Origin of the sequence: Flavobacterium salmonis, assembly GCF_903819435.1 — a bacterium.
GTDB classification, from domain to species: Bacteria; Bacteroidota; Bacteroidia; order Flavobacteriales; family Flavobacteriaceae; genus Flavobacterium; species Flavobacterium chungangense.
Window position 1 is genome coordinate 110,007 of record NZ_CAIJDP010000068.1, and the last position, 25,393, is coordinate 135,399.

Annotated in this window: 18 protein-coding genes; 6 read left to right on the forward strand and 12 right to left on the reverse strand. The window is 33.7% G+C overall.

The window, feature by feature from the left end:
• Window positions 1–66: 66 nt before the first annotated feature.
• The 4 genes from FLACHUCJ7_RS10575 to mnmA are packed head-to-tail and all read right to left on the reverse strand — an operon-like array spanning window position 67 to window position 4,298.
• Entirely contained in the window at window positions 67–477 is a 411-nt protein-coding gene (locus tag FLACHUCJ7_RS10575) for a hypothetical protein (protein WP_180908886.1), read from the reverse strand.
• A gap of 19 nt (window positions 478–496) precedes the next feature.
• Window positions 497–1,441, reverse strand: a complete 945-nt coding sequence (locus tag FLACHUCJ7_RS10580) for an NAD(P)H-dependent flavin oxidoreductase (protein ID WP_180908887.1) — start codon at window positions 1,439–1,441, stop codon at window positions 497–499.
• Between the two features lie 9 nt (window positions 1,442–1,450).
• Complete coding sequence (locus tag FLACHUCJ7_RS10585) at window positions 1,451–3,058, reverse strand: S8 family serine peptidase (protein WP_078226322.1); 1,608 nt, start codon at window positions 3,056–3,058, stop codon at window positions 1,451–1,453.
• 52 nt (window positions 3,059–3,110) lie between these two features.
• The gene (gene mnmA, locus FLACHUCJ7_RS10590) at window positions 3,111–4,298 is read right to left on the reverse strand and encodes a tRNA 2-thiouridine(34) synthase MnmA (protein WP_180908888.1); all 1,188 of its coding nucleotides are present in this window, start codon (window positions 4,296–4,298) and stop codon (window positions 3,111–3,113) included.
• Between the two features lie 142 nt (window positions 4,299–4,440).
• Here mnmA and FLACHUCJ7_RS10595 point away from each other — a divergent pair, with 142 nt between their 5' ends.
• A complete protein-coding gene (locus FLACHUCJ7_RS10595; RefSeq protein WP_180908889.1) occupies window positions 4,441–6,318 on the forward strand; it encodes a PEP/pyruvate-binding domain-containing protein in 1,878 nt (625 codons plus the stop codon).
• Here FLACHUCJ7_RS10595 and FLACHUCJ7_RS10600 read toward each other — a convergent pair whose 3' ends face one another.
• From FLACHUCJ7_RS10600 to FLACHUCJ7_RS10610, 3 genes are all read right to left on the reverse strand, one after another.
• Window positions 6,319–6,876, reverse strand: a complete 558-nt coding sequence (locus tag FLACHUCJ7_RS10600; RefSeq protein ID WP_180908890.1) for a DUF4956 domain-containing protein — start codon at window positions 6,874–6,876, stop codon at window positions 6,319–6,321. It lies immediately after the preceding gene.
• Window positions 6,877–6,963: 87 nt separating this feature from the next.
• Complete coding sequence (locus FLACHUCJ7_RS10605; protein WP_180908891.1) at window positions 6,964–8,007, reverse strand: tetratricopeptide repeat protein; 1,044 nt, start codon at window positions 8,005–8,007, stop codon at window positions 6,964–6,966.
• Between the two features lie 68 nt (window positions 8,008–8,075).
• A complete protein-coding gene (locus FLACHUCJ7_RS10610; RefSeq protein ID WP_078226317.1) occupies window positions 8,076–8,780 on the reverse strand; it encodes a toxin-antitoxin system YwqK family antitoxin in 705 nt (234 codons plus the stop codon).
• 337 nt (window positions 8,781–9,117) lie between these two features.
• Between FLACHUCJ7_RS10610 and FLACHUCJ7_RS10615 the strand changes: the two genes are divergently transcribed.
• The 5 genes from FLACHUCJ7_RS10615 to FLACHUCJ7_RS10635 all read left to right on the forward strand — a co-directional run bounded on the left by FLACHUCJ7_RS10615 (window position 9,118) and on the right by FLACHUCJ7_RS10635 (window position 18,494).
• Window positions 9,118–9,567, forward strand: a complete 450-nt coding sequence (locus FLACHUCJ7_RS10615) for a hypothetical protein (RefSeq protein ID WP_180908892.1) — start codon at window positions 9,118–9,120, stop codon at window positions 9,565–9,567.
• A 149-nt stretch (window positions 9,568–9,716) separates the two neighbouring features.
• Complete coding sequence (locus FLACHUCJ7_RS10620; RefSeq protein ID WP_180908893.1) at window positions 9,717–11,495, forward strand: AMP-dependent synthetase/ligase; 1,779 nt, start codon at window positions 9,717–9,719, stop codon at window positions 11,493–11,495.
• A 464-nt stretch (window positions 11,496–11,959) separates the two neighbouring features.
• Window positions 11,960–13,477 (forward strand): reverse transcriptase domain-containing protein, encoded by a 1,518-nt coding sequence (locus FLACHUCJ7_RS10625; protein WP_180908894.1) that lies wholly within the window; start codon window positions 11,960–11,962, stop codon window positions 13,475–13,477.
• A gap of 19 nt (window positions 13,478–13,496) precedes the next feature.
• Window positions 13,497–16,844 carry a WGR domain-containing protein gene (locus FLACHUCJ7_RS10630; protein WP_180908895.1) on the forward strand — a complete coding sequence of 1,116 codons (3,348 nt, stop codon included), beginning with the start codon at window positions 13,497–13,499 and terminating at the stop codon, window positions 16,842–16,844.
• Window positions 16,845–16,847: 3 nt separating this feature from the next.
• Window positions 16,848–18,494: an SWIM zinc finger family protein gene (locus FLACHUCJ7_RS10635; RefSeq protein WP_180908896.1), complete on the forward strand. Its 1,647-nt coding sequence runs from the start codon at window positions 16,848–16,850 to the stop codon at window positions 18,492–18,494.
• 39 nt (window positions 18,495–18,533) lie between these two features.
• On the opposite strand, the gene FLACHUCJ7_RS10640 is transcribed toward FLACHUCJ7_RS10635, so the two are convergent.
• Genes FLACHUCJ7_RS10640 through FLACHUCJ7_RS10660 form a run of 5 tightly spaced genes read right to left on the reverse strand, consistent with a single transcriptional unit; the run spans window position 18,534 to window position 25,318 of the window.
• Window positions 18,534–20,285: a histidine kinase N-terminal domain-containing protein gene (locus FLACHUCJ7_RS10640; RefSeq protein WP_180908897.1), complete on the reverse strand. Its 1,752-nt coding sequence runs from the start codon at window positions 20,283–20,285 to the stop codon at window positions 18,534–18,536.
• Window positions 20,275–22,821: a ribosomal protein L7/L12 gene (locus tag FLACHUCJ7_RS10645; RefSeq protein ID WP_180908898.1), complete on the reverse strand. Its 2,547-nt coding sequence runs from the start codon at window positions 22,819–22,821 to the stop codon at window positions 20,275–20,277. The genes FLACHUCJ7_RS10640 and FLACHUCJ7_RS10645 overlap by 11 nt, the downstream gene beginning before the upstream one ends.
• 6 nt (window positions 22,822–22,827) lie before the next feature.
• A complete protein-coding gene (locus FLACHUCJ7_RS10650) occupies window positions 22,828–23,526 on the reverse strand; it encodes a hypothetical protein (RefSeq protein WP_180908899.1) in 699 nt (232 codons plus the stop codon).
• A 1-nt stretch (window position 23,527) separates the two neighbouring features.
• Window positions 23,528–24,658 (reverse strand): AAA family ATPase, encoded by a 1,131-nt coding sequence (locus tag FLACHUCJ7_RS10655; RefSeq protein ID WP_180908900.1) that lies wholly within the window; start codon window positions 24,656–24,658, stop codon window positions 23,528–23,530.
• A gap of 33 nt (window positions 24,659–24,691) precedes the next feature.
• Window positions 24,692–25,318 carry a hypothetical protein gene (locus FLACHUCJ7_RS10660; protein ID WP_219634082.1) on the reverse strand — a complete coding sequence of 209 codons (627 nt, stop codon included), beginning with the start codon at window positions 25,316–25,318 and terminating at the stop codon, window positions 24,692–24,694.
• Between the last annotated feature and the right edge of the window lie 75 nt (window positions 25,319–25,393).

Below are 25,393 nucleotides of genomic sequence, written 5' to 3' on the forward strand. Positions count from 1 at the left end.
ATAGCCCGACAGTTTAAAAAATTGTCGGGTTTGTTTTTTATTCCCTATCCAAAAACCTTTGAATAATTAGACATTAAAAATATTATACACAATAATATGATTCTCATAATTAATGTACAACTGTTTACGATAGTCTTGTTTTTTACGTGTAATAATTGAAATTTTGCAGTCAATACCACTATTGTCCTTACATACAAATGAATAGACAATATCAGTATCATTTTCTTCCCTTTCGATATATTCAATAATATTAAAAAGCTGTATTTCCTGCGAATACACAACAATTCTGTGCTTTTCTGTATCTAATATTACAGAAAGATTAACCAGATCCAGATTTGACCATTCGCCCCATTTTCCTTTATCGTTTTTTTCTAAAACACTAAAACCCGATGTTTTAAATCGATAAGACTGACTGTAGGTTTGCTGTATTGCTAATACGAGAAAAAGAAGTACTATATAGTGACGTAAAATATTCATAATGTAGTTATAGGGGCTATTAAAACTCAAATTTAGTTTTTTCCTGACAAGCAGCTTCAAAATCGGTAATCATTTGATGAATTATTTTTTCTGCAGGTAAAATTTCATGAATCAATCCTGCAATTTGTCCTATTTCAAGTTCACCTTCTTCAAGATCTCCTTCAAACATTCCTTTTTTTGCTCTTGCTCTACCTAAAAGCTGTGCTAAATCTTCTTTTGAAGGGCATTTTCTATATAAATCCTGAACATCCTCATAAAATTTATTTTTAACCAACCTCACAGGCGCTAATTCTTTCAGTGTCAATTGGGTATCACCTTCTTTTAGATCTAATATCTTTTGTTTGAAATTATGGTGTGAAGATGATTCTAATGATGCAGCAAAACGGCTTCCAACCTGAACACCATCTGCGCCTAAAATCATTACGGCCAACATTCCTCTACCGGTAGCGATTCCACCCGCAGCAATAATCGGAATCTGGATTTTTTCTTTTACCATCGGAATCAAAGTCAGTGTTGTGGTTTCTTCACGACCATTGTGACCACCGGCTTCAAAACCTTCTGCTACAATGGCATCAACTCCGGCTTTTTGTGCTTTTAAAGCAAAAATACTGCTGCTGACAACATGCACAACCGTAATTCCTTTTGATTTCAAAAATGAAGTCCACGTTTTAGGATTTCCTGCCGAAGTAAAAACAATTTTCACTCCTTCATCAACCACTATATTCATAATTTCTTCAATATTTGGATACAACATCGGAATGTTTACCCCAAATGGTTTATCAGTTGCTCTTTTGCATTTTTGAATATGCTCACGCAATACTTCCGGATACATCGATCCAGCGCCAATAAGGCCTAAACCACCGGCATTGCTTACTGCAGAAGCTAATTTATAACCACTGCTCCAAATCATACCGCCTTGAATAATTGGATATTTTATATTAAAAAGTTGGGTAATTTTATTCATTCAAAACTATTATTGTTTTATAATCTTTCCCGTTTTATGTAGACCATCAGCATCAAAAGTATAAAAATAGAGTCCGCTTTTTAATGATTCTATAGAAAGATTTGGGTCTTGCCCCGTTATCTTTTTGTCAATTACTTTTTGTCCTAAAATAGAGTAAACAATAACCGTAGCATTATTTATTTCATCAGAAAACGAGAATGTGATAGTGGTTTTAGCAGGATTTGGATAAACAGTAAAATCTTTATTTACGAAACTATCAACTGCTAATGTAATAGCACCAAAATTTGGAATTCCGTAACCGTAATTATTATCAGGTGTTAAATACTTATCCGAAGACTTAATGATCATATCTCTAATTTCCTGATTTGTTTTTGTTGGAAAAGCCTGCCATAGACAAGCAATCATTCCGGCCATAATTGGGCATGAAAAGGAAGTCCCGCTAGCTGTAATAATATTGCCTGAAGTATTCGAAACTACAGCAGCATTACCTTGAGCCATAACATCAGGTTTTATTCTTCCGTCATAACTGGGACCAATAGAACTAGTAGATGATTTAACTTTTGAGGCAGTAACAGAGCCTACAGTAATAACGGAAACAGCATCAGCAGGCGATCCGATATGTTTTTCAGTCTGAGTTCCTTCATTCCCGGCAGAAGCTACTACAATTATTCCCTTACTAAAAGCAATTTGTGCACCTCTGGAAATAAAATTTGTCGTTCCGTTCATATCACTATAGCTATGATTATAATCCGGATTATCGCGATCACCAAAATATCCTAATGAGGTAGTAATAATGTCGACACCCAGGCTATCTGCTTTTTCTGCTGCTTCTACCCAAAGCGATTCTTCAAACGGGGCTTCTAAAGGATCGCTTTCAGTAATAAATAAATAGTATGATGCATCGGGTGCAGTACCAATTAAAGCATTTTCCTTATAGCCTCCCATTGTCGAAAGTACCATTGTACCATGATCACCTCCAGCATAAAAATTATCATTTCTGGAAACATAATCATATCCTCCCAAAATTCTGTTATTAGCAATAAGATTCTGAAAAGGCTGAGCAGTATTTACACCTGGAAAACCGGCATCCATAACAGCAATTATTTTTCCGGTTCCGGTATAATTTTGCTGATGCAAAATATGCCCGTTCAGCATCTGAATTTGATTTGCCGAAGTTCCATAGGTATAATTAGCTGCTGTTTCGAGTTTATCGTTTGTATTTACAATTTGATTTTCAAGAACTTTTTTTGACGTTGTATTTAATGCCTTATTTGCAAAAACAACTTTATCTACAAATGAAATTGATTTTAATGCTAAAATATTGGTTTGACTCCCCTGTACATGAAGCGCATTCAACCACTTTGATTGTGCCAGAACAGTAATTCCTGTACTTGATTTTATCTGATCAACATATGTTTTTTCTAAGGGAGCATCTGTAGTATTTAGAGCGATACTTTGATTAGTTCTTCTGTCTAAAGAACGTTGGGAAAGCATCAATAACGGAGAGTCTAAGTAGGTTTGCGCATTTGGCTTGGCATTAAAATAAACCCAGGCATCTTCCTGCGAAAACATCACAGTAGAAATCAATAAGAATAGAATGGAGTAATGTATCTTCATAAAATAGCAATTTACTTTTTTAAGGCCAGAACCTTTACAAAAAAGTATAAAGCTATGAAATTACTCCCGAACCAACTAATTCATTTTCTAAATACCAGGCTACAAATTGGCCTTCAGTAATTGCTGATTGCGGTTCTTCGAAACGAACATACATTCCGTCTTCAAATTGGTGCAGACTTGCTTTTTGCAAAGGCTGGCGATAACGAATTCTTGCCATTACTTCCATAGTTTCTCCAACATTCAAGACTAAATCAGTACGAATCCAATGTACTTCCGATTTTTCTATAAACAAGGCTTTTTTAAACAATCCGGGATGATTGCTTGTTAATCCTGTATAGATCGTATTGGTTTCAACATCTGTTGCGATAACAAATAGCGGATCAGTAGTTCCGCCAACATTTAACCCTTTTCTCTGTCCAACAGTAAAATAATGAGCTCCCTGATGTTTACCCATAATTTTTCCCATCTCCGGTCTATAATTCAACTTTTGGGCTTCCGTTTTTAATTCTTCTTCCAAAGATAATCCGGCTGGCTTTTCAACTGTATAAATCGGATCATTTTTATCAATCTGAACAATTTTTCCTTCTTTAGGCTGTAATTTTTGTTGCAAAAATTCCGGTAAACGTACTTTACCAATGAAACAAAGTCCCTGAGAATCTTTCTTCTCCGCCGTTACCAATTCCATTTCTGCTGCAATTTCACGAACCTGAGGTTTAGTCAAATCTCCAATTGGAAATAATGCTTTAGACAACTGTTCCTGAGACAGCTGACATAAAAAGTACGATTGATCTTTGTTATTATCCGCTCCGGCGATTAACTGATAAACAGCTTTTCCATCAACTTCAATTTCACTTTTTTGACAATAATGTCCTGTGGCCACATAATCGGCACCAAGACTTAAGGCAATTTTCATGAAAACATCAAACTTGATTTCGCGGTTACAAAGTACATCAGGATTTGGAGTTCTTCCTTTTTCGTATTCGTTGAACATGTAGTCAACAATTTTTTCTTTGTACTCCTCGCTCAAATCAACAGTCTGAAACGGTATTCCTAGTTTTTCTGCTACCAGCAAAGCGTCATTGCTGTCTTCCAGCCACGGACATTCATTTGAAATAGTCACAGAGTCATCATGCCAGTTTTTCATAAAAAGGCCAATAACTTCGTAACCCTGCTGCTGCAGTAAATAAGCTGCAACACTCGAATCTACTCCACCGGAAAGTCCAACAACTACACGTTTCATTCTAAATCGTTTATATTTTTACAAGGGTGCAAAGATAAATCAAATTATAGATAATTATACCTCTTTTGATTAGTTTATATAATGAAAGGGTAGATAAAACCTATGGCTTTTTTAATTACTTTTAATCATCAATTAAAATGTCATGCCAAAACCCTTTTTTACTTTTATTTTCTTACTCATTTTTACGACTTTAAGTGCCCAAAATTATAGTGCTTCCTTACCAAAATATAAGGCATACCAAGCATTTAAAGGCAAACCCTTATCTGATAAATTTTCGAATATCGAATCAGTAAAAGTCATTTATGATTTGAAAAAGCAAAAGATGTATTATTTTAACAGTACACTTATTCGTCTGCATTATGATTTTGTGACCAATTATTTAGGATACGGCAAAGACCTAGACATCTTTAATGATAACAACTATAGTAATACAGATAAAGGCAGAGAATTTTTATTAGGAAACCTGAATCATATCAAGGGAACTGACAAATGGATTTTTGAACTGGCAGCTTCAGATCATATGCCTGTTTTATTAATTGAACGCTTTTATCATTTAATTGTAAGCTCTTCTTTTATTGGTAAAGATTTAAAATTTTACCTGAATAATCCTGAGCAAACAGAATGGTTTCAACAGCAAAAATTTAAAATTCCGTGTGTTAAATCAAATTATATTTTTAATGAAATTACGTATCAGGAAGTTGTTTCCGGAAGTAATGTGGGTATTCTCAAGCAATATAAAATAAAGGATTTAGAAAAAACAAAACCAAGTCCTGATGAAATTATAATTCTGGACGGAACGCCTGATATTTTGCCAAATGTAAGAGGAATTATTGTGAATGAACTCCAGACACCGTTAAGTCATTTGGTGCTTTTGGGTAAAAACAGAAAAATTCCGATAATGGCTTACACAACCGTTGATAAGGACAACAACATCAAAAAACTGCTTTCAAAAAAAGTAGAATTAAAAATCAAGGTTGATACTTTTTTTATCAAAGAAAGCAACAAAAAAATAGTTCCGAAAACCAATACAAAAAAGAAAAAACTGATTATAGACAGCAGTGTAACGCAATTGGTGGATTTATCCAAAATCCCTAAAAAAGGGGTGAACTACATTGGCTCAAAGGCACAAAACATGGCTTACTTAATTGCTGCTTCAAAAGAATTTTCGTTTAAAACACCCGAAGACGCACATGCAATTCCATTTTATTTCTACAGAAAACACATTCAAAAGAAAAATATTGCACCTCTGATAAAAGAACTTTTAGCGTATCCGCATAAAGATTCTGTACAATGGATTAATCTCCAGTTAAAAAAGATAAGAGATGCTGTTAAAAAAGAACCAATCGATCCAAATTTGATTGCGAAGCTAAATACAGCCTTTCAAAATGCGGCTTTCAAAAATTTCAGGTTTCGGTCTTCTACTAATGCAGAAGATCTCGATGATTTTAACGGTGCCGGTTTATACGATTCGAAAACCGGTATTTTGGGTGACAGTATCAAAACATTCGAAAAAGCCATTAAACAGGTTTGGGCAAGTGTATGGAATGAAGCCTCCTATAACGAAAGAGAGCTTTTTGGCATTGACCAGCAAAACATTGCAATGGGCGTTTTGTTGCATAGGTCTTTTCCTGATGAATTGGCTAATGGCGTTGTGATAACAAAAAATATATTCAGAACCAATTTCTCCGGAATTACGGTTAACGTGCAAAAAGGAGAAAATTCGGTTGTTAAACCTGAAAAAGGAGAAGTTTGCGAACAGTTTGTTATTTATCATTTTAATACCGGAACTAAGGATACAGATTTTGATGTAGATTATACTTCTAATTCAAATCTCAATAACAATGAACCCATATTGAATAGAAAAGAAATCAATAATCTTTTTGTAGTCAGTAAAAAAATTGAAGAAAAAATGTATCGCTACTGGAGAAAAAACCAATACCATCCTGTCGATATTGAATTCAAAATTGTTGGCAAAAACAGAGAGTTATACATCAAACAAGTCAGACCTTTTAATGAATAATCAGTAAAAAACTAAAACATCAATTTCGTTTACAACTGTATTAATATTGATGATTTTAAAGTCTAAATCTTTGATATTCATTTTGTCCTGAATAGCTTTCCTGATAGTTTCATTATTTAAAGAAAAGTTAGGGGCTAATGCAATTTTAACATTGACAGTATTCAAATATCTGGATGCTTTTCTGTTCACTATTATGGAAGCAGCAATATAAAAACCTATTATAATGAATTGAAAAAACAGCAGAATTTCTATTTTCTCATATGGATACATGATGTCTAAAATAGAAAGTGTGATGGTGGCAAAAAGAAAAATGATGGCGTTTACTGTAAAAGATTGTGTACGAAATCTTAAAATTGAAAAAATAGCAAACAAGCCAAATCCGATCCCTACTCCAATCTCAATTTTTGTAAACAAATAACAAAGCGAAAAAGTACAAAGTCCTACAATGACCATCAGTGGATTTATGGTTTCGTTATCTTTTCGGTTGGAAAAAAAATACAAAACCAAAATTGAAAAGAACAACAAAAAAAATCTTCCGGTAAGTTCGTTTAAATCCATTTAGTCAAAAAGTATTAGCAAAGCAAATTTAACTCAATTATCCTTTTAAAATATTGCGTCAGAATGATTACTTTCACGGAATATTTATTATTTTTTCCAATTATATCCCGTAGACCATGTATAAAATTTCTCAAGTTCTGCCTGATTTTGTTTAAGCCATTTAGAAACATCTTCCTTTCCGGAACTTGCAAATGCTATGTAAGCAAAAGGTTCAATCAATTTTTTCTCTTTCATTTCGATAAAATAAGGTGCTAAGTTTTGCCAATAAAAACCTGAATTTCCTTTTTTTGTTTCGTCAAGTGAGGCACAGATTGTTTCAAATTTTCCTATAAATTTTTCAACATCTGTCTTGGCTGTATTCTTTTTATCAAAATCTAAGCCCGCCGCCATTGATAAGATCAAATCTGTCTGAGAGAAATCATTTTCTTTCTTTTTGCCTTTTGGATCAGCCAACATATCCGAATTAATACTTATCGTAATTTTTTCGTCCGACTGCTTCACTCCCTGCATCAGCAAATTTTGTAAACTCTCAAGATTCTTTTTAGCTCTGGACGTTTGTGGTTCTACTATTAAAAATCTTGAAAAAGCTAAAATAGCAGGAATTCTGTTGCTGCTCATTTCCATGATTCCAATCGCATTTAATGAACCTGCATGATTAGGGTTTACCAAAAGTGCTTTTTGCAAGCAATCTACAGCTTCGCCATATTTATTTGAGTTAGCATAGCATACTCCTTTATTAAAATACAACTGATGATAATCCGGAAATTTTTTAATTCCTTCATCATATATCTTCAGTGCTTCATCAAGTTTGTGAAGATGATCTAATGAGTTTGCATAACTTACATAAACGGTACTAAGATCTTCTTTAGGGTGGGTAGAAATCGTGTGTTTAGCAACCTGTATGGACTCATCATATTTACCGGACGTATTTAAAGACATTGCTTTTTCTGTCAATGCCAATAAGTTGTCTTTATCGATTTCTAAAGCCTTACTATACTTGGCAATTGCACCGTCGTAATCTCCTTTGTCATGAAGTTCTATCCCTTCATCAACAAGTTTTTCAGCTTCGGCTTTGTTTTGTGCATACGTCGCTGAGAAAAACAAAAATAATAGTAGCGTTTTAACTTTCATAGATTATCGATTTAGGCAGTAAACTTACTATTATTTTAAATTAAAACAGCCTTTTATAACGAAAAAACCTATTCCATTTTAGGTTTTGAATCTGCACGATAGTTGCTTTTAGGATCGCTCATATTGACTTCTTTTGTCAATTTCCCTTTCAAATAAAATTGCCACTTCCCAACTTTTTTTCCGTTTAAAAATTTACCTTTTGAGGCTACTACTCCATCTGAATCATAAAAAATTGCATCACCATTATATTGGTTATTAGCATATGTAGTTTGCTCTAAAATGATACCGTTTTGCCCAAATTTTTTATAAATGCCTTCTTTCAGACCATTTTTATACGTTATTTCTTCAGCCACTTTTTCGTTTGGATAATAAACGGTTCTTTTACCTTCCAGCTTACCATTTTTATAGTTTTCAAGCGTCATGATTATTTTTGAAGACTTGTGATAATATTTCCATTCGCCTTCATAATTTTTTCCAATCACTTTTCCTTCACTTACCTTGTTATTTTTCTGGTCATAAAAAATAGTATAGGCGCTTCCGTCATTAGCTGTAAAATCACGGGTTGCTATTACATCTCCTTTTTTAGTATCATCAAAAAACTTAAAGACTCCAACTTCTTTTCCATGGCTGAAAGTACCCTCATAACGAGGTCTTTTTGACACTTCATAAGTACCTTTCCAAACACCGTCTTTTTTACCGTTGGTATCCAGTTTATTAAAATCCTGCGCAAAACCTATAGCGCTTATTAAAAACAAAATCCAAAAATTTTTCATATAACTTTTTCTATATAACAACAAATATTGCTTTTTAGTATTGCAAATGTATAACCATTTAGACAGAAACATATTTATTTTTCGATAAAAAAATCGTTGAAAGTTAAAGACAAAAACACTTCTGATTCTTTTATTCCAGTAAATAAAAACTCAGCAAAATCCTACATTAGGGAGGTTTAGGGGCTATAACACATGAACTTTTAAAGTTTTTTTTAAAGAAAATAAAATTTTAAAAAAGCTTTTTACAATTAATTGAATAACTTTTCCAATTTAAACTATATTCGCAAAAAAAATATCGCAAAAAAAAATACGAATAAAAAACTAAATCCCAATCCTGATGAAATCCTTAAAACTACTCTTTCTTGCCCTTTTTATAGGTATATCACAATTACATTCGCAAGCTAAAGTTACCTCTATTACCTACAAATTTCACGAACATTTTATGACTACAGACATAGGTCAGCCTGTTGCCGGTATTTATTTAATTGAAGGAAAACAAAAACCCATTATCCAGATTAATGCTGATGGTACAGGTATTTTTCAATTAGAAAATCTGTCTAAAAAAGAGATGGTATGGGGAATAAAATGCAGTGATGAAGGAATTCCTATCTACAAAGAAGGATTCGACAGTTCTTCCTATACATTTTGGTACAAAATAAAAGGAAGTGGTGAATGGCTATACACGCAATTTTTGATTATTCCAGGCAAGAAAAAAATGTATCTTATGGGAGATCGTGTAAAATATTATGGTGATAACACCGAGGTAAAGGATACGGAATCTAATTAACGTTTGTTTTTTATTGGAAGTTACAGCAAAAAATAAAAACGTTTGCTGGATTTACAAACCCATTTAAAAATTTCGGCTTTTATTTTATAAAATTAAAAATCATACCTTATTTTTATTTAATTTGCAATAAAATTCAATATATCATATAAATGGTTACAATCACACGCCTTTTTGATTTTCCTTATTACCAACAAGAAACTTACAATCTTGAAGTTGCATTAGCTACCAAAAAAAACGGGGCTTGGGAAAAAACATCCAGCAATGACTATATTGCTAAAGCCAATACTGTTTCAAGGGCATTATTGCGACTAGGTGTTCAAAAAGATGATAAAATTGCCTTAATCACTTCTAACAATCGCACAGAGTGGAATATCATGGATATTGGTATCCTGCAGACAGGAGCCCAAAACGTTCCTGTTTATCCAACTATTGCGGAAGAAGATTATGAATATATCTTAAACCACAGTGGCAGTATTTATTGTTTTGTTTCTGATGAAGAAGTACTTCAGAAGGTCAATGCGATAAAAGCAAATGTTCCTACTTTAAAAGAGGTTTATTCGTTTAACGAAATTGCTGGCTGCAAACACTGGTCAGAATTATTGACTTTGGGTGCTGATGAAAGTAATCAGACAGAAGTTGAAGCAAGAAAGAACAGTATAAACACAGAAGATTTAGCTACTATAATTTATACTTCGGGAACTACCGGAAGACCAAAAGGCGTTATGCTTTCCCATAAAAACATTGTTTCAAATGTTTTGGACAGTGCGCCGAGAATTCCATTTGACGCAGGAAAAAGTACAGCATTAAGTTTTCTTCCTATCTGCCATATTTTCGAAAGAATGATTTTGTATATCTATCAATATTATGGCGTTTCGGTTTACTTTGGAGAGTCTATTGAAAAAATCAGCGACAATCTAAAAGAAGTTTCTCCTACTGTAATCACTGCCGTACCAAGGCTTTTAGAAAAAGTTTACGATAAAATTTACGCAAAAGGATCTGAATTAACCGGCATTAAGAAAAAACTGTTTTTCTGGGCGATTGATTTAGGTCTGAAATATGAACCCTACGGTGCCAATGGTTTCTGGTATGAATTTCAGTTGAAAATTGCCAGAAAATTGATTTTCAGTAAATGGAAAGAAGGTTTAGGAGGTAAACTGGATTTAATGGTTTCGGGAAGTGCCGCATTACAGCCACGCTTATCAAGAGTTTTTGCTGCTGCACAAATTCCGGTTATGGAAGGTTACGGTTTATCTGAAACTTCTCCTGTAATTGCCGTAAACGATCAAAGAAACAAAGGTTTTAAAATTGGAACTGTTGGGAAAGTGATTCGCAACGTCGAAGTAAAAATTGCCGGAGACGGTGAAATTCTTTGCAAAGGACCAAACGTAATGTTGGGCTACTACAAAGATCCTGAAAAAACAGCAGAAGCTTTACAGGATGGATATTTCCACACAGGAGATATTGGCGAAATTGACAGCGAAGGTTTCCTGAAAATTACAGATCGTAAAAAAGAAATGTTCAAGACTTCCGGCGGAAAATACATTGCTCCCCAATTGATTGAAAATGCCATGAAGCAATCCCGTTTTATTGAGCAAATCATGGTAATTGGAGATGGAGAGAAAATGCCGGCAGCTTTTATTCAGCCAAATTTTGAATTTGTAAAAGAATGGGCAAAAATCCATAAAATCAATTTAGGAAATTCTAGTGCTGAAATTTCTTCAAACCCTGATGTGATTAAACGAATAGATGAAGAAATTGAAGGCATCAACAAAAAATTCGGACACTGGGAACAAATCAAGCGCTTTGAACTTACTCCTGATGTTTGGTCTATCGATGGCGGACAGCTTACTCCAACCTTAAAATTAAAACGTAAAGTGATAAGAGAAATCTACAAAGATCTTTATGATAAAATATACGGTCCCAATTAAATCAAAATAATATAACCAAACGAAAACGGCTGTTCTAAAAGACAGCCGTTTTATTTTTCACAAAAGAATTTGTCTTGAAATATCAAAATTCATTTGTAAAAGCATCCGTTACAGATGCTTAAAAAAAAGAAAAATCTTATTTCAATTTTAGGGGTATTCAATTAAAAGTTTTTTATTATGTTTGTCTTGAGTTTAAGAAATACCTTGCTTTTCTTGTATAAAGAAAATGATGATGTTTCGTCATCGGTGTAAGATTATTTAACATTCAGCACTACTTCTATCTTATGGATGAGAAAAGGTACTATGCGTACAGTTTCGGTTCCACCTCCTCGAGATTAACTGTACGCATAGTACCTTTTCTCGGGAGTTGATAGCCATAGTCCTTAGAAAATACGAAGGTTTTAAACTTTAAGCCCTATTCACTGCAATAGGGCTTTTTAATGTAAAATAGCGAATTTATATATATGTCTGAACAGCTTAGTAAACAACAAATTTATGATAGAATAAGAGCTACCTCAAAAGATAGCTATATATTAGAAGAAATGCAGCGTTTGGGTTTTTGGCAGTCCGGAACCGAACCTACACTTTCTGAAATTCTGATTAATCAGGAAGCTAAGATTGAACAGGAATTAAATGAGCTTTTGGCCAGGGACAGAAAGTTTAGCAACAGAGAAGTAATGGTTCTCGAAATGCGTAAAGCCCGAATGAAAGCTGCTAAAGAAAAAAGGGCCGAAACCAAATTAAACCAGGAAAAAAAACGCCTGGAAAAAGCCGAAAACTGGAAGCAATTACAAGAAAAGCAAATTTTATATTTAGGAGAAACAGTATCTAAAGGATTAAATTCTAAAGAAACTGATTCTAAAATTTTAGAAAAATACAATCTTCCGGTTTTTGAAGATCTATTAGCATTGGCAAAAAGTATGCAGCTAGAGATCAAAGCTTTACAATATCTGGCTTACAACAGAAAGGTTTCTAAAATTAGTCATTACCATACTTTTGAGGTTGAAAAAAAATCAGGCGGCAAACGAAAAATATCTGCTCCAAAATCTAAATTAAAAGAAATCCAAACCTGGATTCTAGAAAATATACTTCACAAAATACCCCATACAATCGAAGCGCATGGTTTTATCAAAGAGCGGTCTATTGTAACCAATGCACAGCCTCACATCAATAAAGACATTGTAATTAATATCGATTTAAAGGATTTCTTTCCTACTGTAACTTACAAAAGGGTTAAAGGATTATTTCATAAAATAGGTTATTCTGAACAAATCGCTACTGTTTTAGCTTTATTGTGTACCTACTCTGAGGTAAATGAAACTTCGTTAGACGGAATTACCTATTATGTACAGTCCGGTGAACGCAAATTACCGCAAGGCTCTCCTGCAAGTCCCGCCATAAGCAACATGATTGTTTATAAACTAGACAAGAAAATCAATGGGCTGGCTAAAAAATTAAATTTCAGTTATACGCGTTATGCAGACGATATGACTTTTTCTGCCAATGAAGAAAACAGTAAAAATGTTTCCCGCTTATTATATTTCACTAAAAAAATTATCGAATCAGAAGGTTTTGTAATCCATCCCGATAAGATACACATTATGCGAAAAGGGATGCAGCAAAAAGTTACCGGAGTGGTTGTGAATAAGAAACTCAATATTGACCGCAATGAGTTACGAAAATTCCGCGCCCTGCTTCATAACATTGAAAAAAACGGATGGCAGGATCAAAAATGGGGAAAAGCGATTCATGTAATCAATGCTATAGAAGGCTATATCAATTATGTATATATGGTGAATCCTGAAAAAGGAACTACTCTGAAACAAAATTTGAAAAACATCATAACAAAGCATGGTCAGCCCACCATAACCAAACTAAGTATTCCTGAACAGACAGTTCCGATACCTGCTTCTGTTCCTGAGAAAAAAAAGGAAACGATTGTACCTGATGAAAAGCCAGGAAACTGGTGGAATATTTTTTAACTAATACCCTTTTTCAATTATGAAATTAATTAAACAGATTAAACTTTTCTATAAAGAAGGGAATTCAGACAAAGTATACGAAATAGATTTATGCGCTATTGACGCAGATAATTATGTTGTAAATTTTAGATACGGAAGAAGAGGATCGGTTTTAAAAGAAGGGACCAAAACTTCTGAATATGTTTCGGCTGAAAAAGCGCAAATCATCTTTGATAAACTTGAAAATGAAAAGAAAGTTAAAGGATATGCATCAGAAATAGAAACACTTATTGATCTTCCTTCATTAGAAAGTGTTCAACCCGATTCTGTAAACGGTGTAATTTTGCAGCGTTTAGAAGATGCCGTGACAGGCAGACAAACTTTTAATACCGAATGGAAAACCAGCCGCGTCATCTGGAAAGCAGGTTTACTAAACATTCAGGAAGCCATTCCGTACATCATTAAGTTAGCTTCAAAAGGAGACGAATTACAAACTTATTCTGCAATCTGGGCTTTAATAAAACTAAAATCTGCTACAGCAGAAGAAGTTTTTAAATCATACGCTTTACAGGCAAAACAAAAAGAATACATTAGAAATCTGGCTCATGAAGGATTATTAGAAATCTTAAAAGAGACCGAATTACAAAAACATATTGCATCAATTCTGGAGACCATACCTCAGGAAGCAAGATATTACATTGACAAAAAAGATTATGATTCGTTAGTCATTTTTCTAAAAGAAGAATTAGAAAACAATGCTATTAAATATCTGACCGCTTTATATCTGGTTGCAAAATTTGATATCAAATTACACGAAATTGTCGTTTTTTTACTGGAAGCCGTTCCCTTCAGGCCTCCTTATTTCAAACATGTCAGAGCTATTTATAAACTGGCAAATTTGAGAAACGATGCTGATGCAATGGCTGTTCTTGCCTATCGTTTTGAAAATGAATCTCCAATGTTCAACAGAACTGTTCCATTAGAAAGCGAATACGACAATTCTCAGTTTATTGTCACTATAAACGAAAGAGTTAACATTGGAAAAGAACTTAGAGGAAAAGACAGTAAAATTGCATTCTCTAATTTTACCAAACTCTATTTTCAAAAAAATAGTCTTCGATTTCTGAAAGAACTGAATTCTGAAATGGAGGCCAAAAAATACCTAAAATTTGCGGTATCTATTTTATTAAAATATACCGAAGATAATTATACCAAGGCTGAGAAACGTCCCTATGATACTTATGGACAATACAATTACACAGACAAAAAATATTATTTTACAGTAATAGACTACCCTGAATGTTCTGATTTATTATTGCTCTCAACCATTTTATTTGGTAATGACAAAAACCGAATTTTGACTTCAAAAATGAAATTCATTTTAGGTCAGGAAATTTTCTCAAGTTCAAATTATTATTTCAATCCCAGCCAGGTAACCAAAGTTCAGGATAAAACAGCTGGGAGAAAAAACAATTCAGATACTGCAACGGGTCAAAGTTCAACCTCTGTGCTGGATGCTGCCAAAAAAGTATTCTCCACTTTTTTTGGTAAAAAAGAAACAGAAAAAAAACCTCAGAGTCTTATCGTTCAGGAAGAAGAAAAAATTGTTGTAGATAATACCTTATCAAATCGTTTAGAATTATTTCCAGAACATTGGGACGCTTTTCCCCAAGCTTATATTCAGCTTTTGATGGAGGCTCAAATGAATGTAATCCATGAATTTGCTTATCGAAATCTAAAAGCAAGAAATGATTTTAATACATTCCTTAATCGTTTTGACGAGGCAAACATTTTAAATTTACTAAATAGTGATTTCAATATCCCAAACAATTTAGGGTTTGAAACAATACTGCTAAAAAATGCAACACTTTCTTCTCAGGTTAGTTTTATTACGGATGTACTGAACTCCAAAACTGAATCTGCACGAAATTGGTCAAAAAACCACATTGCATCAAACACAGCATTATTTCTTAATGATATTGAAAGTGTTGTAAAACTGATCTTTAATGACGTTCCTGATTTAAAAAACTGGATCACAAATACTTTGGAAAGCTTTGCATTTACTGAAGATAAAGCTAAAGTAATTACAGGAAAAATCATTCTCGAACTTCTTTCATTTGAAGAATCTGAAGCAAATAATACTTTAGCCATTTTAGCTATAGACCGACTAAAAAAGATTGCTTCATCGCAGCTGGAGCAATTAAGCTGGGATATTATTGCACGCTTAATTTCTTCCGATTTAAAAACAAACAACCTTCTCGCCAGCAGTGTTTTAATTTTAAAATCTAAAAAAGTAGCATCAAAAGAAATTCCGTTCTCACTAATCGCCTTGTTTTTGCAAGATGAAAGTTTTGAGATTAGAAAAAATGGTATTCAGCTATTAAATAACTATCAGGAAGATTATTTACTGACCAATCGTGAATCTTTATTAGATTTATTAAACACTGAATATCAGGATGTCCTGGAATCTGTTATCGAACGCATCAAACAATTGGGCAAATCAAATGCTGACCTTTTTCCAATTGCGCTTCGCAACACGGTTTATGCCATGATTCGAAAAGAAAAATTTGAAGGAGCACATCAAATATTCAAAAGATTTATACTTGAAGAAACAACAGAGTATTGGAATACAGCATTAGAACCCCGGGATGTTATCAAATTAACTCATGCGCACTACAGAGAAAGCCAGCTGACCGGGTATGAAATCTTAAAAAAATACATCCGTAAAGATGATTTTACAATCCGTCAGATTATCTCATTAGGAAACCATGAAATCCTTGCCATAAGACAATGGTGCTGGAATTATTTTATGGATAAAAAAGAGCGCATCCGTGCGGAAAGAAATAATGCGCTGGGCATCTTAGACACTTCCTGGGATGACACAAGAGCCTTTGCATTTTATTTTTTTAAAACTGAATTTGATGAAACCGACTGGGATTTAGAGTGTCTCATCAGCATAGTCGATTCTGTATTGCCTGCCGTTGAACAATTTGGAAAAGAAATGATTACCCGCTATTTCAATCCTGATGATGGTGTAACTTATTTAACAAAATTAAGCCAGCATCCAAGTGCCAATATTCAGTTTTTTGTCACGAATTATCTCAGCACCTATGCAACAGATAATTTATCCAAAATCAAAGAACTTGATTTTTATTTCCGATCTGTGTTAACACGTGTGCATAAATCCCGAATTGCAAAACAGCGCATTTTTCAATTCCTGGATCAGGAAGGAAAGAAAAATGAAGAAGCAGCTATTTTTGTAACCGAAATTATTGATTCTGTTTCTGCTACGGCATCCATACAGGACAAAGCGGCTTGTATCGAAATTTTGACCGATTTAAAAACACTTTTCCCGCAATTGCATACCCATTTAATCCTTAAAAACTAAGTTATGTTATTTGACTATAAATACAGCGGCAGCACCATTGTAAATAACACCTCAACGAGTACAGGCATGAGTTTTTCTCCTGATACTTTACGGGAACCTACTTTTTTTGTTGGAAAACTAAACCAGAAAATAGCTTTTAGAGAAGCTATCTCTGCACTACATGATGTTGTGATTTCGGATCTGCGTTTTTTTCCAAAGGATAAAGAACAGTATAAATTATGGGCTGCTGAACAGGAAAAATTATGGCTTAGCGAATATATGGCCGATTTTCAGATTGAAACTGTCCGCGCACGCATTCAGGAATTAAAAGAAGAATTAAGCGTCGTGCAGAAAGAAAAAGGAAGGGTTCTGGGACCTTTTAACAAAGCCAAATCTGCTTATTTTGATTATTTGTATAAAAATGATAAAGACGCCTGGTTTGTATTAGATCCTGTAATTACGGTACATCCCGATGAAGTTTTCTTTGAATGTTTCAGTAAGGATGAATCTTCTTATGGAAAACTGAGCTGTAACTATAATATCTTTACAGAAATCAGTGATTTTAAATGTGGCACTACCAATATTGATTATTCGGAAGGATTGTACAATGAATTTCAGAAAATAAGAAATTACAAAGAAACCGAATTCAAAATTGATCCGTCAGGTTTTGAAGCCAAAACAACTAATGAACAAGTTTATAAAGAAGTAAAAATAGATCTGCCGGATTCATGGGTTAGAGGATTTTTACAGGTAAGCTCAGCTATGACTTTGCCTGCAACTGTACTGGATTTACATCCTATGGATATTTTTAGTTTGTGCCAGTATTTACGACGTTTTAAAGAAAAAAAAGGACCAAGGGCTTTGCGATTTGTACTCGAACCGGACAAACCTATAAAAGCTGTATTTGAACCCTCATACGATGAAATTACCTTTCACCGATCTCTTTTTCAGGGAAATGAATCTAAAACCATTCGTATTTGGGGACGACGACGTTTATTAATTTTAGAAAGGCTGATTCCGGTTGCCCGAAATTTTAAAGTCGTTTTACTGGGATCTGGTTTACCTTCTTTTTTTATTGCTGATTTAGGAGACATGTCTTATACACTGGGGCTTTCCGGCTGGACAAAAAATGACTGGAGTACTGCCGGAAATTTTGATCTAATGGCGCCAAGAAGCAATGTCGATTTATTTACTCAGGAAAAAGTTTTCAATGCTTTAAAAGAAAACTGGTTCGATACCTCTGCTAATTTAGCCAAAAAACTAAATCTTGATCCGTCTGTAGTTTCGGCATCTTTAACAGCCTATACACAGGCCGGAAGAGTAATCTACGATTTAAATTTAGGCCTTTACCGTGTAAGAGAACTAACTCAGGAACCTTTAAATATGAAAACCTTACGTTTTGCCAGTCCACAGGAAGAAGCCGCAAATCGTTATATAAGTGAAAATCGTATAAAAATTGATTCAACTGTCAAAGCAGATACCTTACAGATTAAAGGAAAAATAAACGATAAAAATCTCAAATACAATACTCTTGCCGTATTAGACAAAGACAATCGTCTGATTGAAGGAAATTGCGAATGTTCTTTTTACAGATCAAATCAATTGCGAAAGGGACCTTGTGAGCATATTCTTGCTACCAGAATGGCATTGCAGACAAAAGTAACTACATAACTAGCATAAGCCGGCTTCTTTATTTTGTATTATGTGAATTTACTTTTTCATTTTAAGTTTATACTTCATCACATCCTTAAGCAGCAATTTATTACCTTTATTAAAATGTACTAATTCTGAAGCAACATCTGGATTTACATCAATTCGGTCTGCTGCAATTTCATAAGCGATATTTCTGATCGATTCTTCAAGTTCTTCATGTTTGGTAAATTCGTGTTTCAATAAATGAAGAAATACCGCAGCATTTACTTCTGACACTTCTCCCTTATAAACATTAGTAATTGCAAGAGATAACTCTTCTGCTGACTTGCAATTTGCAAAATAATTATTGAGGCATTTTCCGGCATCCTTATTCGTTTTCCAGCCTTGCAAAAGTAATTCCTGAGCTTCTGTTATGTCTCCAATTTTATTTTTATAAACTAAAGACGCTTTTACATATTGAAAATTAGTTTTATACTCTTCAATTACTATATTAAAATACGTATTGGCTTCTGATTTGTTTCTTAAAATCAAATACAAATCCCCTACTTTTTCATTTTCGTTGAGTTCTTTATACAATACAATTGCTTCACTATATGCATGCCCTTTTTCATAACATTCTGCGGCTTTGTTTTTATTTTGAAGATACTTTAAATAGATCGCTCCGGCTTCACGATATAATTTTCCATCTTCTAAAACCGATGCGGCTTTATGATTGTTTTTTAAAAGTTTTAAATAAATATGAGAAGCTTTTTCATATTGTCCTCGGACAATATAATCCTCTGCCAGTTTCTCATATCTGCTTTGCAGGGTATTAAATCTTTTTGAATCAATCAAAAATGAACCTCCGCCCGAAGAACGTGAAGAACCTGATTGTGATCCTGCCAACAACGAAATCATAAAAATCACAAAAATGATGATTCCAATAAAAACTAAAATAGACGGCAGCTCCGATTTGATTTCAGAACCTTTGCAACTTCTGGCTAAAACCACAAACAACAAGACAAAACCGTATCTAAAAAAACCTGTAGCATTATTTCCTCCGGCTGAAAGATTATCAAAAAATCTCGCAATCCATCCAAAATTAAAATAGCTGCCAATTCCGGTATTAAAAGAAAAACTGCCTCCATAACCTCCTCTTCCTGTTCCAAGAGTATCCAGCGGAATTGCCAATTTCATTGCCATTTCAGGGTTTTTCTCTAAATAAGCCAGAAATTTATCCATTTCACGGTTGTTGCCATTCAACAGTTTCTTCATGTTAAAAGGCAACTTTTCAATCATTTCTTCTTCGGAAACCGGATTTTCAATACCTTCCAAAATCTTTTCCTGATCAACCTCAATGCGCATTGAAGTTATAAAGCGAGGTATTAAAACTGTTTTTGAAGGGGCAGTTATTTCAATTTCTTTTGATATTGGAAGCTGAATCAAATCTGTCCAGTTAACTTCATCTTTCAGTTCAACCAATCCAATTTCCGGATGCAGTAAATGATATTCTTCTGAAAACAATGTATGCCATTCTTCCTGAGCATATTCGGGTGTTATTGATGCATATTCGGGAATAAAGAGTTTATTTTCAATCAATTGTAAAAAATTATTTCTTCCAATCTGAATAATATTGCTTTGATTACATATTATCAAACAGCCAAATAATTCATTGGCTCGCACAGATGGAACTGGAAAAACTTTTACCGCATCGGGAGTTAACCCCATGTTTTGAATTTCATGAAGCCACACTTCCACAGAGGCACTTTTAATTAAAATGCCTCCTTTTGGAAATATATTTTTCGAATTTATCTTTAGCTTAAGCTCCATGATGTAAAATGTGTAAAATAAATGGTTTAAGATATTTTTCTATGAATACTTCCTCAGTTATACTTTCTTTAGTATGCCCCTGAATAAAGTAATCATTTCCGGCATATTCCCCTGCCGTTGCCATAATTGTACGCATGTTAATTACAAATGGAATATTAAACTCTTCAATTCTTGTATCACTACTTTCAAAAACCAAAATTCCATCTCTATTTGTAATTGTACTACCATCTTTAGACTCAAAATATTGTGTTTCTATATAACAAACTGCTCCTTCTTTTTCAATTTCTTTTTTCAATTTCTCTGCAGCGTTTCTTGTTACGTTTTTCAAAATAACACTAAGTTCCTCATCGATAATATCTTTAGCTTGCTTTAAAGTTTTATCAGCATTCTCTTTTATTATTTTTACAACTGCCAAAGGTGATATTCCTTTATTTTTTAAAATAAGATTGACTATTTCTTCTAATACTATTGCGTCATCAGGTCTAAAATAAGAACTGGCTTTTTGAAATTCAAGATTCGAAATATGATAATCATTAATTTTCAAAACATTTTTTTCTATTACAACACGGTTTAATCTTTTAATTACACTGTATTTAACTTTACTGGATTTATAATTTCTAATGAAGGAAGATATTTCCTCAAGATTGCTGTTAAAAGCCTCTCTTACTCTCTGGGTTCTCATTGTTGTTAAACTAAAATCACCAGCAATCTGGTAAAAGTCTGGCAAAAGATCAATAATCCCACCGGCAAAATAAAAATCATTATTGTATTCAAACACTTTAAGTGCTCTTTGATTGATGTTTCGGTTAAAATCTTTATAGCTTCTTAACTCTTTTGTGCTAAGATTTATGGTACTTGCGTAGTGTATCAAATCATAATAATGATACCAAAGTATTTTCTCTCCCCTTACATTTGTTTTCAAAGCAAAATGACCATTTTTAAACGGAAGATTTGATGCTATTTTCACAAATCCTTTATCAAATCTATCATTAGAGAACATAAATAAACTACCATTGAGATACATATAAAACGCATTTTCATAAGAAAAAATATTTTGATAAGACTGCTCAACAGGATAAAGCAGATGAATACTTCCTTCTCCATTTTTTTTTGCTGTGCTTATTTGTTCCTTATTATTTCTTCTCCATAATTCATCCAAAGGCAGCACAATCTGCTGAAGCATTTTTCTTCCTTTATTCTGATTTTTGTAGACATTAATATTTTCCATGCCAATTGCAAAAACGTATTTAATGTCATTAAAATAGGCATTCAAAGCTCTTTGCATCGGAACTGATTTTAAACTTTCTTCTGAAGAAAAAAGAAAAACTTCCTGATTTTTGCTATTGATTTTATTGCTTTCAAAAAACAAATCCAATCCCGCTGCGCAATCCAGTTTACCACTAAGTTCACTCAAAGCCATAATAACTTCATCAACGTTTGTAACCTGAATTTCTTTAAACCCCTCGTCAACCACAAAAACCTGACATTCGATATCTGTTTTAGGATGTCTCACGATGGCAATGGCAGATGCAAAAGCCAAAACTTTTGGATTTCCCCAGTTTTTTAATGTATTATCGATTAATAAAATACGTTTAAATTTATCTGCTTCCGGCGGAACTTCCCGCTGAATATAGAGTGCTTCGTTATTCGCAATTCTCGACATGAAAACATCATCATCATACGCAAACTCAGAGATCACAAGCTTATCAAAATCACCTTTATTGGTTAAATCCGAAATTCCTCCCAATGGCTGTTCACTAGGATGGCTGTGGTGAAGCGGAATATTTAATCCCGACCAAAGCCGCTTAATCAGACTTCCAGTATGAAATGTTTTATCTTCCTGTATAAGCTGATCAACAAAATCGGTTGTATTCCCGGATAAATTATTCTCTTCTAGAACTTCCTCACTCAATTTTTCATTTAAATCCTGATGCGGAATGTTTTCCATTGCATGTAAAACAGACTGCACTGTAGGAAACCTAACTTTCAGTAAAGCAAGTGTCCTTAAATCTTTTCTGAAATTCGCTTCATTAAATTCTTCTTTTACAGCCGCACGAACTAAATGATGTCTATGATTTTTATATTCTTCAATGATTTTTTTTGCTTTATCAGATGAAACCCTGTTGTGGCATTCATGAAAAATAGTCTGGAATAATTTCTTTCTGTTTTCACCCGTTTTATACGCAACAGGCAAACAAGAAAGTATTTTTAAAAAATCAATACTGGCACCAATTCGAAAGGACTGAGACTGTGGAAAAGCACTTACTATATTCTTGCTTTTTACCAAATTATGAACCATTTCGATTGCCTGTTCGTTTTCCGGATTTGTAGCCAATATTGCCAATAGTAAACTTCCGAATGGCGGAATACTGTCATCTGAAAGAAATTCTAAGATTTCAAAAACAAATTTTTCGTACCCAATCGTCTGGCCATTCGGAATTGTGATCGACTCAAATACGCTCTCTTCAGAAAATATCTGATTGTCCCATTCCCAGAAATAGTCCTTATACGATTGAAAATACTTTTGAAATTCCATTTTATTTTATGAAAAAGTTAAGCGAAATGAGCTGATTGAAAGTGGTTTTATGGTTTCTTTTGGAATTACTGAATAGCTGTTGTCTTCGTTCCAGAGTATTAGGTTTTCTTTTGATGGATTCAATTTTTCCTGAAATGTTCCGGTTAGAGAAAACCATTCAAAATCATATCCTGTTGGCAGTAAAAAATCATGATTCATCCAAAATGTACTGCCTTTTACAGGTAATAACGGAAACCCAAACAAGAGTATTCTTTTATCAATTACTACCCATTTTAAAGGTTCGAGTCTGTACTTTGGTGCCGATTCGATGTATAATTTCAATTCCTCAAAGCTGACCAACATAGCGAAAGCTAGTTTTACATTTTCAGACGGCTTTAAATTCATTTCCAGTCTTTGGTCAATGCCAAAATAATTATGATTGAATTTAGGCAATGAAACCGGTAAAGCACGCAAAATTGGACTCCACAATAATCCTGAAGGCAGTTTTTTAGACGGCAAAAGTTTGTCTTTTTCAAACAATAAATTCTCTTTCCATTCATATACAATTTTGTATGGAATCTGTTGAATTTCTGCCGAATTTATCTGCTCTGATGAAAAATCTCTGATCCAGACAGTATCAGTTTCAAAAGCAACTTTTAGATTATCCCAATGCCGAATTCCGCCCAAAAAATCTTTGTGCTCTATTTTTATTTCTAAAAAATACATATTAAATAGTTTGAAGTATCTTTTGCCACAAAGATTCTATATGGTCCTGAATATATTTTCTCTGTTCTGTATCTTTAATCCAGTCGCAACGGGTTTGAATGTATCTCAATTTATCTTTGATTACATTTTGCTCCTCAAATGAAAGATTCTCATCCTGCCATTTTTCGATTAGAAAATTCACTTCTTTCATCACACTTTCTGCGTCCGGAGTTTTGTTGTACAATGCCTGAGGATGTGCCTCTTCAGAAGCGTCTTTCTCAATAATCTGATTGATGATTCCTTCCAGTATTTCGATCTGCTCTTCATTGTCCCAAATGTATTTTAAAACCCATAAATCAGATAAAACCGCCTTATTTCTTCCGCACATCAAAGCACTTGCCGCAATCAGATTTTGAAGTTTTACGGCACGTCTGTCTGATACTTTTATTCCGGTATTTCTAAGACTATGAATGATATCCACATATTCTTTACGAACAGGCGTTAAATCGATTTTTCGGCAAAGCTGCTGCAATTCCCTTATTTCATCTGCCGTAATAGTTGGAACTTCTTTGGTCAATGCGCTTTCTAATTTCCATCCGGCCAATAAGACCTCGTGCAATAAATCCGGTTCTACATAATCACATTTTATACGAATCAGGAAACGGTCAAGCAAAGCATTTAGCGCTTCATCTTCAGGCAAAACGTTACTGGCACCCACAAACATAAGTGCCGGTAGTTTTTTTGTTTCTTTACCACGACGAAATATCTTTTCGTTAAGTGCCATCAGTAAACTGTTCAAAATAGCTGAGTTTGCGTTAAAAATTTCATCCAAAAACACCATCGAAGCTTCGGGCATCATTCCTTCGGTATTGGTAATCAACTCCCCTTCTTTTAATTTACGAATATCGAACGGACCAAAAATTTCATTAGGTTCTGTAAATCGGGTTAAAAGATATTCGAAGTTTTTTCCGCCTTCAATTCCGTTAGACAAAGCCCTGATGATGGCACTTTTTGCTGTTCCCGGAGGTCCTAACAAAAATGCATTTTCCCTGGCCAGCAAACCAATTCCTAACAGGTCTATAATTTCATTTTTTCCAACAAAAGTTTCTTTGATGTGCTTTAAAACACTATTTAATTTATCGGTAGCTTTCATTTATCTGCTTCTAATTTTTATTCGTTTGATAATTTATAGTTGAGTCCAGAATATCTTTTTATAATCTCCAAATCCTATTTCTAATTGCTTTTTTATGAAATCAGATTCGGTAAATTTTATTGCTTTTCTTAGGACAATCCGGTCGATGTACAGCTGAAGCAGACAATCGTTTGAAGCAACGGTATCAAAATCTATTTTTTCAATCTCAATTTCAAACCCAATTGCTGAATAATGAAATTGATATAAATGTCTTTCGAGAATTGGAATCACAGGATCATCTGCATCAATTCGTTTCATTTCTTCTAAAATCTGAGGTAAAAAACGCAGACAAAGATCTGCAGAAAGCGCAGCAGACGCATTTTCTTTTCCTGAAAAATCAGGTAAAAGTACATTCAAATCACTAATTGTATGCTCTCGATATAATAAAAGCTGTGCTGCAAAATATACTGTTTTTGCTGCCCATAATCCCACATCTGCATTAAACCTGGGTGCAACGCCAGGATATTCTAAAATCTCTCTTTCATATTCAGTTTCCAAAAATGAAACCGTATCATTCTCTTCTGTTTTAGAAATACTGGTCAGTTTATCAGTCAAAATAATCTGTTCGATTGTTCTGAGGTGATAAATGGTATCCAAAAAAGGAGTTTCTGTCTTATTCATATTGCTAAATTGCATGATTTTTAATCAATTATGAAGGTTAAAAAATCCCACAAAACTGTATATTCACAAATATAT

Excerpts from the sequence above, each read along its gene's own strand:
- FLACHUCJ7_RS10635 (WP_180908896.1), top strand. The coding sequence starts at position 16,848 with ATGTTATTTGACTATAAATACAGCGGCAGCACCATTGTAAATAACACC.
- FLACHUCJ7_RS10610 (WP_078226317.1), bottom strand. The coding sequence starts at position 8,780 with ATGAAAAATTTTTGGATTTTGTTTTTAATAAGCGCTATAGGTTTTGCG.
- FLACHUCJ7_RS10600 (WP_180908890.1), bottom strand. The coding sequence starts at position 6,876 with ATGGATTTAAACGAACTTACCGGAAGATTTTTTTTGTTGTTCTTTTCA.
- FLACHUCJ7_RS10605 (WP_180908891.1), bottom strand. The coding sequence starts at position 8,007 with ATGAAAGTTAAAACGCTACTATTATTTTTGTTTTTCTCAGCGACGTAT.
- FLACHUCJ7_RS10620 (WP_180908893.1), top strand. The coding sequence starts at position 9,717 with ATGGTTACAATCACACGCCTTTTTGATTTTCCTTATTACCAACAAGAA.
- FLACHUCJ7_RS10660 (WP_219634082.1), bottom strand. The coding sequence starts at position 25,318 with ATGAATAAGACAGAAACTCCTTTTTTGGATACCATTTATCACCTCAGA.
- mnmA (WP_180908888.1), bottom strand. The coding sequence starts at position 4,298 with ATGAAACGTGTAGTTGTTGGACTTTCCGGTGGAGTAGATTCGAGTGTT.
- FLACHUCJ7_RS10575 (WP_180908886.1), bottom strand. The coding sequence starts at position 477 with ATGAATATTTTACGTCACTATATAGTACTTCTTTTTCTCGTATTAGCA.
- FLACHUCJ7_RS10625 (WP_180908894.1), top strand. The coding sequence starts at position 11,960 with ATGTCTGAACAGCTTAGTAAACAACAAATTTATGATAGAATAAGAGCT.
- FLACHUCJ7_RS10585 (WP_078226322.1), bottom strand. The coding sequence starts at position 3,058 with ATGAAGATACATTACTCCATTCTATTCTTATTGATTTCTACTGTGATG.
- FLACHUCJ7_RS10640 (WP_180908897.1), bottom strand. The coding sequence starts at position 20,285 with ATGGAGCTTAAGCTAAAGATAAATTCGAAAAATATATTTCCAAAAGGA.
- FLACHUCJ7_RS10655 (WP_180908900.1), bottom strand. The coding sequence starts at position 24,658 with ATGAAAGCTACCGATAAATTAAATAGTGTTTTAAAGCACATCAAAGAA.
- FLACHUCJ7_RS10615 (WP_180908892.1), top strand. The coding sequence starts at position 9,118 with ATGAAATCCTTAAAACTACTCTTTCTTGCCCTTTTTATAGGTATATCA.
- FLACHUCJ7_RS10645 (WP_180908898.1), bottom strand. The coding sequence starts at position 22,821 with ATGGAATTTCAAAAGTATTTTCAATCGTATAAGGACTATTTCTGGGAA.
- FLACHUCJ7_RS10650 (WP_180908899.1), bottom strand. The coding sequence starts at position 23,526 with ATGTATTTTTTAGAAATAAAAATAGAGCACAAAGATTTTTTGGGCGGA.
- FLACHUCJ7_RS10580 (WP_180908887.1), bottom strand. The coding sequence starts at position 1,441 with ATGAATAAAATTACCCAACTTTTTAATATAAAATATCCAATTATTCAA.
- FLACHUCJ7_RS10595 (WP_180908889.1), top strand. The coding sequence starts at position 4,441 with ATGCCAAAACCCTTTTTTACTTTTATTTTCTTACTCATTTTTACGACT.
- FLACHUCJ7_RS10630 (WP_180908895.1), top strand. The coding sequence starts at position 13,497 with ATGAAATTAATTAAACAGATTAAACTTTTCTATAAAGAAGGGAATTCA.